We start from the raw sequence: 10,923 nt of genomic DNA, 5'->3' as shown, positions 1-10,923 counted from the left end.
TCAGCGGCCCCCGGGGTCGGCGATGGCGGCCCGCATGATCTGGCCGCCGATCCGGGCCGCTTCGGCGCTGCCGCCGCTGCCGGCCTGCTCCAGCACGACACACACCGCGGAGACCGGGTTGCCGTTCTTGTCCAGGGCGAAGCCGATGAACCAGCCGTGGTCGGGCCGGTCCGGGGCGGACTGCGCGGTGCCGGTCTTGCCACCGACCGTGTAGCCGCTGATCGCCGCCTTCTGGCCGGTGCCCTTCTGGACCACGCTGACCATCATGTCGCGCAGGTCGCTGGCGACCTGACCGCTGACCGGCTGACGCAGCTCCCGCGGCTTCGCGGTGTAGTAGCTGGTGGTCCGGTCCGGGGCGAGGAGTTGCCGGACCAGGTACGGCCGCATCTGGCTGCCACCGTTGGCGACCGAACCGGCGATCATCGCGCCCTGCAGCGGCGTCATCCGGACGTTGTTCTGACCGATCGAGGACTGGGCCAACGCGGCCGGGTCGGTGCTGCCGTCCGGGTTCAGCATGTCGCCGGTCCGGCTGGCCGCCGTCCGCAGACCGCCCTCGCCGAGCTGCCCGACCGTGAGGTCCTCCTGCTCGAAGCCGAACTGCCGGGCCTTCTCCTTGACCTTGTCGGCGCCGAGCCGTACGCCGAGCTGCGCGAAGCCGGTGTTGCACGACTCGGTGACCGCCTCCAGCAGGGTGACCTGCGGCTCGGGGCAGATCGACGGGGCGGCGTTGCGGATCGGGCTGCCCGAGGTGGGTGGGGTGTAGCTGGAGCCGGCCGGGATCGGGGTCGTCTTGGTGACGCCGTTCTCCAGCGCCGCCGCGGCGACCACGATCTTGAAGGTGGAGCCCGGGGGCAGCGTCTCGGAGAGGGCCCGGTTCTTGAGCGGGCCGTCCGGATTCTGCTCCAGCTTGTTGATCTCCGCCGCGGCCTCGGTCGTGTTGTGGCTGACCAGCGGGTTCGGGTCGAAGCTGGGCATGGACACCAGGGCCTGCACCGCACCGGTCCGCGGGTCGATGGCGATCGCCGCGCCGCGCTTCGCATCCACCTGGTTGTTGCGCATCTGGTCGTACGCCACGTCCTGCGCCCGCTTCGAGAGCGTGAGGAGCACGTTGCCGCCACCGGTCTCGTCGCCGGTGAACATGTCCTTGAACCGGTCGCCGATCAACTGGTCGCTGGTGCCGGCCAGGAAGTCGTTCTCCACCTGCTCGATGCCGGTGTCGGCCAGGTTGACCGGCTTGTAGCCGAGCACGTGCGCGTACTTGGCCCCACCCGGGTAGGTGCGCTGGAACTTCAGCTTGCCGGTGGTCTCCTTGCTGGTGGCCACCGCCGTGCCGCCAGCCTCGATGTTGCCGCGCTTGCGCTTGTAGTCGGCGACCTGGACCCGGCCGTTGTAGTCACTGGTGCGGTACTCGTCGGCCTTGTACGCCTGGATCCAGTTGAGGTTCGCGAAGAGCAGACCGAACAGGACCATGACGACGATGCCGACACGGCGCAGGGGTGCGTTCACGGCTTGATCACCTCCGTGGGAGCACCATGCAACTGCTCGGGCGGGCCGCCCGAGGGCCGGGCCGCCTTGCCGGCACCGCCGGTCACCGGTCGCCGGGCCCCATCGGAGACCCGCAACAGGACCGCGATGAGCAGCCAGTTCGCCATCAGCGACGAACCACCGGCGGACAGGAACGGGGTGGTCTGGCCGGTCAGCGGAATGAGCTTGCTGATGCCGCCGACGATCACGAAGACCTGCAGGCCCAGGGTGAAGGCGAGACCGCCCGCGAGCAGCTTGCCGAACGAGTCGCGCACCGCGAGCGCGGCGCGCAGGCCCCGCTCCACGATCAGCAGGTAGACCACGAGCAGCGCGGAGAGGCCGAACAGGCCGATCTCCTCGCCGATGCCGGCGAAGATGAAGTCGTTCTGCACCTCGGGCAGGATGTCCGGCTGACCGCCGCCCGGCCCGGCCCCGAAGAGTCCACCCGTGCCGAGGGCGAGCAGACCCTGGACGAGCTGGTAGCCCTTGTTGGTCGGGTCGGCGAACGGATCCAGCCAGATCTCCGCGCGCAGGTAGAAGTTGGCGAACGGCCCGCCGACAGTCGACCCGAGGACGTAGGCGAGGTAGGCGCCGCCGAAGAAGAGGACCAGACCGATCAGCAGCCAACTGACCCGCTCGGTGGCGATGTAGAGCGTCACCACGAACATGCCGAAGTAGAGCAGCGAGGTGCCCAGGTCCTTCTCGAAGACCAGCACCAGGAGGCTGATCAGCCAGACCACGACCACCGGGCCGAGGTCCCGACCACGCGGGAAGTCGATGCCGAGGAACCGCCGGCTCGCCAGCGAGAGCACCTCACGCTTGCGCACCAGGTAGTACGCGAAGAAGACCAGCAGCGCCAGCTTGGCGAACTCACCCGGCTGAAGCGAGAAGCCGCCGACCCGGATCCACAGCTTGGCGCCGTTGATCTCGGAGATGCTGCGCGGCAGCACCGCCGGAAGCATCACCAGCACGATGCCGGCAAGCCCCAGGGTGTACGCGTACCGGGAGACCGAACGGTGGTCGCGCATGATGGCGAGCAGGCCCGCGGCGAGGATCACCGAGGCGAGCGTCCACGCGAGCTGCCGGCCGCCGATGCCGGCGAAGGTGGCCAGATCCTCCCGGTCGACCGGGGCGGCCTCGCCCAGGTCGATCCGGCGCAGGAAGCCCACCCCGAGGCCGTTGAGCAGGGCCACCGCCGGCAGCAGGGCCGGGTCGGCGAACGGGGCGAGGAACCGGATGACCAGGTGCAGGCCGAGGAAGACCGCGCCGAGGGCGGCGGCGGGCATCCAGAAGTCCGGGGTGACCGTGTCCAGAAGGTTCGCCTCGACGGTCGCCATGTACGCGGCCACCAGCACCATCGCCAGCAGCAGCAGGGACAGCTCGGCGTTGCGTCGGGACCGGGCCAGGCGTACGCCGGACTCCCCGCCCGTGGTGGCGGGCGAGGGTGCCGGTGTGGCCGCTACGGTCACGGGTGGAGTCCTTGGGATCTCAGCCGACGCTCACTCGGGAGACCGGCAGCCGGCCGGGTCGAGCGCCGGCGTGGCCGAGTCGGAGGGCGTGGCGTCGGGTGTGGTGGTCGGATCGGTCCCGGCGGCGGTGGCCGCGTTGGTCGGGCTCGCGCTGACGACCCCGTTCACCGCCGCGCCGGAGCTTGGGCTGGTGTTCGGCGTCGGGGACGTCGCGGGCGGGGTCGGGGACGGGGCGGGCGTCGGAGTGCCGGTCGCCGCGCCCGGGTCGGGCGGGCAGATCGGCTTCAGGTTGGGGTTGGTCGGGGTGTCGCTGGTCAGCTCGGCGAGCTGGCGCTCGGCGTCCGGCTCGTTCTTGGCCCGGATGCCCACCTTGACCGTGTCCTGAGCGGCGACCGTGAGGTCGTCCAACCGGGTACCGCTGGTGCGGTGCACGGTGGACAGGTCCATCCCGGCGATCTGCCCCTGGATGCCACGGAAGACGGCGACCTGCCCCTCCTCGGTGGCGCCCACGTAGTACTGCCGCTGGGTGTACGTCCAGCCGGCGAAGGCCGCACCACCGACGATCACCAGCAGGGCCAGCGCCATCGCGGCGGTCCGTACCGGCCGGCGCTTCGGCCGCTCCGGCTCGTCGTCCGACGCGTTGGGCTCCTCGGGCGCCGCGGGGCGCGGCGCGGAGAGCGCCGAGGCCCGGGCGGCCGGGGTCGAGTCGTCGGCGGAGGTGGCCATGCCCCGGTCCCGGGCGGCGGCGCCGCCGACGATCGGGGTGGCCTCGACGATGTCGTGGTCGGTGGCGTCGGCGATGATCACCGTGATGTTGTCCGGACCGCCGCCGCGCAGCGCGAGCTGCACCAGCCGCTCGACGCACTGCTGCGGGTCGGTGTACTCCCGCAGGGTCTCGCCGATGGTCTCGGCGCTCACCACGCCGGAGAGGCCGTCGCTGCAGATGAGGTACCGGTCGCCGGGCAGCACCTGGCGCACCGAGTACTCCGGGTCGATGTCCCGGCCGTCGAGAGCTCGGGTCAGCAGCGACCGCTGCGGGTGACTGCTCGCCTCCTCGGCGCTGATCCGGCCCTCGTCGACGAGCATCTGGACGTACGTGTCGTCCTTGGTGATCTGCGAGAACTCACCATTGCGCAGCAGATAGGCCCGCGAGTCGCCGATGTGGACCATCCCCAGCTTGCTGCCGGAGAAGAGGGTCGCCGTCAGCGTGGTGCCCATCCCCTCCAACTGCGGGTTGGCGTCCACCGTGTCGCGGAGCTGTTGGTTGGCGGTGCCCACGGCCGAACGCAACGCGTCGACGAGAGCGTCCCCTGGGACGTCCTCGTCGAGCGGCGCCATGGCACCGATGACGATGTTGCTGGCGACGTCACCGGCGGCCATGCCGCCCATGCCGTCGGCAACGGCGAGTAGCCGCGGCCCGGCGTAGACGGAGTCTTGATTGCCGTCACGGATCAGACCGCGGTCGCTGTGGGCCGCATAGCGCAGGGTCAGAGTCATGGCCGTAATTCGAGGGAAGTGCGGCCGATCCGGATCGGCACGCCGAGGGGTACGGGGGTTGGTCCGGTGACCTTAGCGCGATCTAGGTACGTGCCGTTAGTCGAGCCGAGGTCCTCGACGAACCACTGGCCCTCGCGCGGCACGAGTCTCGCGTGCCGCGCGGAGGCGTAGTCGTCGGTGATGACCAGGGTGGAGTCCTCGGCCCGACCGATGGTGATCTGCGCTTCACCGAGGGTGATGCGGGTGCCGGCCAGCTGACCTGCGGTGACCACCAACTGGTGGGCCGCCCTGCCCCGCTTCACCTTCGCCGGTTTGGCCGCCTGCCCCGTCGAGGCGCCAACCGCGCGTGGTGCCGCCACCAGGCGACCGGACCGTGCCCCCGCGAAGAGATCCCGACGGATCACGCCGACCACCGTGAACACGAAGATCCACAGCAGGATCAGGAACCCGAACCGGGCAACGGTGATGACCAGTGCCGGCAAGGCGGCTCAGCCGTCCACGCGGAAGGTCAGCGTCGTGGTGCCGAGCTGGACCATGTCACCCGGGTTGAGGGCGACGGCGGAGACCCGCTGCCCGTTGACCATGGTGCCGTTGGTGGAGCCCAGATCGGTCAGCACAACCTGGCCGCCATCGAAATCCAGCCGGGCGTGTCGCCGGGAGATGCCGACGTCGGGCAGGCGCAGGTTCGCCTGGTCGCCGCGACCGATCACCGTCGACCCCATCTGGAGCGGGTAGGTGCGTCCGTCACCGGAGACCAGCCGCACGTTGCGGCCGCCACCGTGCCCGGGCGGCGGGCCGTAGCCGCCACCCTGGTCGTACGCGGGGTAGGCGGGCGGGCCGGCGTCGTAGCCGGGTGCCGACACGGGGGCGACCTCGCCGCCGGTGTAGACCTCGGCGGTGACCCGGAACATTCCCGTGTCCAGGCCCTCGCCCCGCTCGATCTCGACGATCACGTCGCCGTAGACCGTCCAGGCCTGCTCGCCGATGAACTCCGCCTGCGACTGGGCCAGCTCCTGGGCCAGCGCGGCGGCGTACGGCGCCAGACGACTGTGGTCGAACGGCGAGAGATCGATCACGTAGCGGTTGGGCACCAACGTGCGCCCACCGGCCAGGATCGCCTTGTGCGCCTCGGCCTCCCGCTGCATGGCGTTGAGGATCTCCACGGGGTGGACCACCCCTTTGAAGACCTTGGCGAAGGCCCCCTCGACCAGGCTTTCCAGACGCTTCTCGAAGCGTTGCAGCACGCTCACCGGCTCCTCCTCGGGTCCCGAGGACATGATGGTATCCGGCCGGCGCGCGCGCAGCTCACACGCCGCTCGGCCGGCTGCTCCCGGCCCGTTCGGAAGGACCGGGACTGCCGTGCTAATCTTTCGTCCGCCACGAACGGTAACCGCTCGTGGCGAGCGTCTGGGACAGCGTAGTATTCCCGGGGCCTGTTGGAGACAGCGGGTCCGGGGCGGCTACAGTGTCCCGGGTCGTGCCACGGGGATGTGGCGGAATGGCAGACGCGCACGGTTCAGGTCCGTGTGCCCGAAAGGGCGTGGGGGTTCAACTCCCCCCATCCCCACCACAAGACGAGGGCTCCGCGGAATGCGGGGCCCTTCCGTCATATCGGGGCGTGCCGGGCGTCACGCTATGCTCCGATGGTTTCTGCCTCCGATGGACCAGGAGTGGCGTGTGAGTGTCGCGTTGGTGACCGGGTCGGGCGGTCTGATCGGCTCCGAGGCGGTCCGGCACTTCGCCGGCCTCGGTCTGGACGTCGTCGGCATCGACAACGACATGCGTCGGTACTTCTTCGGTGCGGACGGCTCCACCTCGTGGAGCCTGGAACGGCTCGGCCGTGACCTGGGTAACTCCTACACCCACTTCGCGGTGGACATCCGGGACCGCGACGGTCTGGAGCAGGTGTTCAAGAAGTACGGCTCGAACATCGCCGTGGTGATCCACAGCGCGGCGCAGCCGAGCCACGACTGGGCGGCCAAGGAGCCGTACACGGACTTCGACGTGAACGCCGGCGGCACGCTCAACATCCTGGAGAACACCCGCCGCCACGCGATCGACGCGCCGTTCATCCACTGCTCGACCAACAAGGTCTACGGCGACCGGCCCAACAGCCTGCCGCTGATCGAGCTGGAGACCCGGTACGAGCTGCCCGAGGACCACCGCTGGTACCAGGGCATCACCGAGGAGATGTCGATCGACCACTCGCTGCACTCGGTCTTCGGCGCCTCCAAGGTCGCCGCGGACGTGATGGTGCAGGAGTACGGCCGCTACTTCGACATGAAGACCGCCTGCTTCCGGGGCGGCACCCTGACCGGCCCGGCCCACTCGGCCGCCGAGCTGCACGGGTTCCTGGCCTACCTGATGCGCTGCGTGATGGAGGGCCGGACGTACAACCTGTTCGGCTACAAGGGCAAGATGGTCCGCGACGCGATCCACTCCCACGACGTGCTGACCGCGTTCGAGGCATTCTTCCGGTCGCCCCGCTCCGCGGAGGTCTACAACCTCGGCGGCGGCCGGCACTCGAACACCTCGCACATCGAGGCGTTCGCGATCGCCCAGGAGATCACCGGCCGAGAGGCGCAGATCAACTACGTCGAGCAGGCCCGCACCGGCGACCACCAGTGGTACGTGAGCAGCATGGCCCGGTTCGAGGAGCAGTACCCGGAGTGGAAGATCACGTACGACGTGCCGATGATCCTGCGGGAGATCTACGAGGCCAACGTGGACAAGTGGGTGCCACAGTCATGACGGCCAAGACCAAGCGCAACGTGCTCGGCGTCCTCGTCGACGCCACCGACTACGCCACGGCGACCGACGCCGTGGTGACCGCGGCGCACGAGCGGCGGCCACTCGCGCTTACCGCGTTGGCCGTGCACGGCGTGATGACCGGTGTGCTGGATCCCGCGCACAATGCCCGGCTCAACTCCTTCGACGTGGTCACCCCGGACGGACAGCCGGTGCGCTGGGCGCTCAACCTGCTGCACCACGCCGGGCTCACCGACCGCGTCTACGGGCCGACGCTGACCCTGCACGTGCTCTCCCGCTTCGCCGACGAGGGGCTGCCGGTCTACCTGTACGGCTCGACCGAGGAGACGTTGGCCAAGCTGATCCCGGCGCTGGAGCGGATGTTCCCCGCGCTGAAGATCGCCGGTGTGGAGCCGTCGAAGTTCCGCGCGGTCCAGCCGGGCGAGGACGCCGAGATCGCCGACCGGATCCGGTCCAGCGGCGCCCGGCTCGTCCTGGTCGGGCTCGGCTGCCCGCGCCAGGAGGTCTTCACGTACGCCATGCGCCCGCTGCTCGACATGCCGCTGATGGCGGTCGGCGCGGCCTTCGACTACCACGCCGGGCTGCTGCGCCAGCCCCCGCCGTGGATGCAGCGCGCCGGCCTGGAGTGGTTCTGGCGGCTCGGTCTGGAGCCGAAACGGCTCTGGCGCCGCTACGTGATCCTCAACCCCGCCTACCTGACCCGGCTCGCCGGTCAGAAGACCGGTCTGTGGAAGGCCCGCCCGCCGGCCCCGGCCACCGAGCGGCCGGCCACCTTCGCGGTCTGACCCCCGATCGGGTACGACACGAGGCCCCACCGGGATCGTCCGGATGGGGCCTCGTCCCTGGGGAACAGGTCAGACGGTCAGGGTCCAGCTGTTGATGTAGCCGGTGTCGGCCGAGTAGGTGTCGCGCACCTGAAGTCGCCAGGTGCCGTCGGCGGCCTCACCGGACACGTTGGCCGTGTACGTGGTGTTCACGTTGTCGGCGCTGTCCGAGGTGCTGCTGTTCTTCAGCCGGTACGCGCTGCCGTCCGGTGCGAGCAGGTCGATGACCAGATCACCGCGGTACGTGTGCACGATGTCCACCGCCACGGTGGAGGCCGACGAGGCGTTGCGCCCACAGCCGGCGATCGTGATCGAGCTGGTCACCGCCGCGCCGGCGTCCGGGATCGACACGTCGGTGCCGTTGGTGCCGGTGCAGCCGGTGGGCGGCGGCGGGGTGGTGCCGCCGCTACCCACGTAGAGCAACAGGTTCGGGGAGCCCGAGCCGGCGTTGGTCACCACATTGGGGGTCGCGTTGGCCACCAGTTGGTTGCGGACCTGCGCCGGGGTCCAGCCCGGGTTGGCGCTGGCTACCAGCGCCGCCGCGCCGACCACGTGGGGTGTGGCCATCGAGGTGCCGCTGATCGTGTTGGTCGCGGTGTTGCTCGTGTACCAGGCCGAGGTGATCGAGGATCCCGGCGCGAAGATGTCCAGGCAGGTGCCGATGTTGGAGAACGACGACCGGGCGTCCGAGCTGGTCGTCGAGCCGACCGTGATCGCCTCCGCGGTACGCCCCGGCGAGGTGTTGCAGGCGTTCGCGCCGTTGTCGTTTCCGGCGGCGAGGCCGTACGTGACACCGGACGCGATCGAGTTGCGGACGGCGGTGTCCAGCGAGCTGTTCGCGCCGCCGCCGAGGCTCATGTTCGCCACCGCCGGCTTGATCGCGTTCTGGGTGACCCAGTCGACACCGGCGATCACACCGGCGTTGGTGCCACTGCCGGAGCAGTTCAGCACCCGTACGCCGACCAGCTGGACGCCCTTGGCCACCCCGTACGAGGATCCGCCGACGGTGCCGGCGACGTGCGTGCCGTGCCCGTTGCAGTCGTCGGCCGACCCGCCGTCCACGGCGTCGTAGCCGGAGGTGGCCCGGCCGCCGAAGTCGTTGTGGGTGAAGCGGATGCCGGTGTCGATGATGTAGGCGTGCACGTTGCTCGCCGTGTTCGGGTAGGTGTAGGAGCTGTCCAGCGGCAGGTTGCGCTGGTCGATGCGGTCCAGGCCCCAGGAGGGCGGGTTGGCCTGCGTTCCGGAGATCGACACCGTGTGGTTCTGCTCGACGTACGCGACGGCCGGGTCGGCGGCGATCCGTGCCGCCGCGCCCGCGCTGACGGTGACCTCGAAGCCACGCAGCGCCGTGCCGTAGGTGCGGGCGACCCTTCCGCCGTGCCGGCCGGTCAGCCGCTGCGCGGTGTCACCGACCCGGCTGGAGGTCACGGCGGTGTCCTTGAGGACGACGATGTAGCTGTCCGGCACGGCGGTGGCTCCACCGGCCTCCCGGACGACGCCGACGGGCTCGGCGGCCAGGGCCGGGGTGCCGACGGCCAGTACGGTCGCGGCGGTCACCCCGACCAGTACGGACCTGCGTGGAAGACCCATCTCCCTACCTCCCTCCGACCGGCGGCGAAACGCGACCACCGGTACCACATCGATCGACACTTGCCGATCGAGCCGAGAGTAGATCGATGAGGCCGGGCAGATAAACATGTCGAAACGTCCATCACGTCGATGGGATGTCCCCTACGGGCCCGGCTTCCGGGGCCAACGGGGGTCCGGCCCGGATTCGCCGCGCTCCCGGACGGGGAAGAGTCTCCGACATGGAGAGTCAGCTGACCATCGTGTTGCCGGTCGCCGCCGTCTGGCTGGCCGCCGGGGTCCTGGCCGACCGACTGCCCCGGCTGCGCGACGCGCGTGCGCTGCGTCGGCGTACCGGATGGTTGCTGGCGCTCGCGCTGGCGGGCGTGGCGCTGGTCGCGGCCGTGTCCATCGGCGGGCTGCTCAGCGCCGGCACCGCGCCGGTCGACCGGGCCGCCGTCGGGCTCACCCTCGCCACCGGCCCGGCGCTCGTGGTGGCCGTCTGCTCCGTACGACGGATCCGCCGCCTGCGGGCCGGGGCCGGCGCGTTCGACACCGCACCCGGGACACCCGCCCCGCACGGGCTGCGCGCCGCCGCGGCGCACCCGCTCATCGGGTTGCCGTTGCAGGTGACCGCCCTGGCGACGGTGCCGGCGGTGATCGCGGCGGCCGGCGCGGACCTCGGCGCCGAGCCCGGGGTCACCGGGCCGGCGATCACCGTCGGCGCACTCGCGGTGGCCGCGATCGGCGTCCGGCACGCGCTGCGGCACAGCCGGCTCGCCGAGCGGGCTCAGCCCGCCGCGCCCCGGTCAGCGCGAGCGGCCGGACCCCTGCACGTATAGCAGCTCGAGGATCGCCCGGGTCGCCTCGAACCAGCGGTCCAGCCAGCCCGGCGGCGGGATGCTGCCCTTCGGCGGCAATTCCAGCAGCAGGCCGCGCAGCAGCGGGTGGTCGGCCAGCGAACCGGTCGGCTCCATCGGCCAGCCGGTCGGCGGGAACGACGGCTCGACCAGCGGATTCGGGTCCAGCGACGGCAGCGAGAGCGGCGCGTCGGCCGCCTCCTGAGCCGTCGCCTCCCGCCCGTCCAGCTCCTGGTCGGTCGAGACCACCTCGGTCAGTACGGTGTCCCGACGCGCCCCGCGGTACTTGCCACCGAACCGCTCCGGCTTGCCCGGACCGTTGGTGAGGTTCTCTGAACCGATCGTCGTCATCCGTCTCGCCTGCCTCGCTCGGGTGCGGGTCGGTGCGGCGGGTCGTCGACCAGCGCCGTACCG

The 10,923-nt window shown here is 70.8% G+C and carries 10 protein-coding genes and 1 tRNA gene; 4 read left to right on the top strand and 7 right to left on the bottom strand.

Annotated features, from left to right (window positions below):
- Genes ACFYPH_RS10800 through ACFYPH_RS10780 form a run of 5 tightly spaced genes read right to left on the bottom strand, consistent with a single transcriptional unit; the run spans position 1 to position 5,767 of the window.
- Positions 1–1,506, bottom strand: coding sequence for a peptidoglycan D,D-transpeptidase FtsI family protein (locus ACFYPH_RS10800; RefSeq protein WP_387180899.1), 1,506 nt, complete (start codon positions 1,504–1,506; stop codon positions 1–3).
- Positions 1,503–2,993, bottom strand: coding sequence for an FtsW/RodA/SpoVE family cell cycle protein (locus ACFYPH_RS10795; protein ID WP_354854943.1), 1,491 nt, complete (start codon positions 2,991–2,993; stop codon positions 1,503–1,505). Before ACFYPH_RS10795 ends, ACFYPH_RS10800 begins: the two co-directional genes overlap by 4 nt.
- Positions 2,994–3,023: 30 nt before the next feature.
- Complete coding sequence (locus ACFYPH_RS10790; RefSeq protein WP_354854941.1) at positions 3,024–4,490, bottom strand: protein phosphatase 2C domain-containing protein; 1,467 nt, start codon at positions 4,488–4,490, stop codon at positions 3,024–3,026.
- Positions 4,487–4,972, bottom strand: coding sequence for an FHA domain-containing protein (locus ACFYPH_RS10785; RefSeq protein WP_007454124.1), 486 nt, complete (start codon positions 4,970–4,972; stop codon positions 4,487–4,489). The genes ACFYPH_RS10790 and ACFYPH_RS10785 overlap by 4 nt, the downstream gene beginning before the upstream one ends.
- 6 nt (positions 4,973–4,978) lie before the next feature.
- Positions 4,979–5,767 (bottom strand): FhaA domain-containing protein, encoded by a 789-nt coding sequence (locus ACFYPH_RS10780; RefSeq protein ID WP_387180894.1) that lies wholly within the window; start codon positions 5,765–5,767, stop codon positions 4,979–4,981.
- Positions 5,768–5,974: 207 nt separating this feature from the next.
- Here ACFYPH_RS10780 and ACFYPH_RS10775 point away from each other — a divergent pair.
- From ACFYPH_RS10775 to ACFYPH_RS10765, 3 genes are all read left to right on the top strand, one after another.
- Positions 5,975–6,060: transfer RNA gene (locus tag ACFYPH_RS10775), tRNA-Leu, on the top strand.
- A 65-nt stretch (positions 6,061–6,125) separates the two neighbouring features.
- A complete protein-coding gene (locus ACFYPH_RS10770) occupies positions 6,126–7,241 on the top strand; it encodes an NAD-dependent epimerase/dehydratase family protein (protein ID WP_354854938.1) in 1,116 nt (371 codons plus the stop codon).
- The gene (locus ACFYPH_RS10765) at positions 7,238–8,044 is read left to right on the top strand and encodes a WecB/TagA/CpsF family glycosyltransferase (protein WP_354854937.1); all 807 of its coding nucleotides are present in this window, start codon (positions 7,238–7,240) and stop codon (positions 8,042–8,044) included. The genes ACFYPH_RS10770 and ACFYPH_RS10765 overlap by 4 nt, the downstream gene beginning before the upstream one ends.
- Positions 8,045–8,113: 69 nt before the next feature.
- Here the strand turns inward: ACFYPH_RS10765 and ACFYPH_RS10760 are convergent, their stop codons facing one another.
- Positions 8,114–9,673, bottom strand: coding sequence for a S8 family serine peptidase (locus ACFYPH_RS10760; RefSeq protein ID WP_355063278.1), 1,560 nt, complete (start codon positions 9,671–9,673; stop codon positions 8,114–8,116).
- Positions 9,674–9,891: 218 nt separating this feature from the next.
- Here ACFYPH_RS10760 and ACFYPH_RS10755 point away from each other — a divergent pair, with 218 nt between their 5' ends.
- The gene (locus ACFYPH_RS10755) at positions 9,892–10,491 is read left to right on the top strand and encodes a hypothetical protein (protein WP_387180889.1); all 600 of its coding nucleotides are present in this window, start codon (positions 9,892–9,894) and stop codon (positions 10,489–10,491) included.
- Here the strand turns inward: ACFYPH_RS10755 and ACFYPH_RS10750 are convergent.
- Positions 10,459–10,860: a hypothetical protein gene (locus ACFYPH_RS10750; RefSeq protein WP_363940550.1), complete on the bottom strand. Its 402-nt coding sequence runs from the start codon at positions 10,858–10,860 to the stop codon at positions 10,459–10,461. The genes ACFYPH_RS10755 and ACFYPH_RS10750 overlap by 33 nt on opposite strands.
- Between the last annotated feature and the right edge of the window lie 63 nt (positions 10,861–10,923).

Origin of the sequence: Micromonospora sp. NPDC005252, from assembly GCF_042872475.1 — a bacterium.
Taxonomy (GTDB): Bacteria; Actinomycetota; Actinomycetes; order Mycobacteriales; family Micromonosporaceae; genus Micromonospora.
This window is presented reverse-complemented; position numbering and strand designations above follow the sequence as displayed.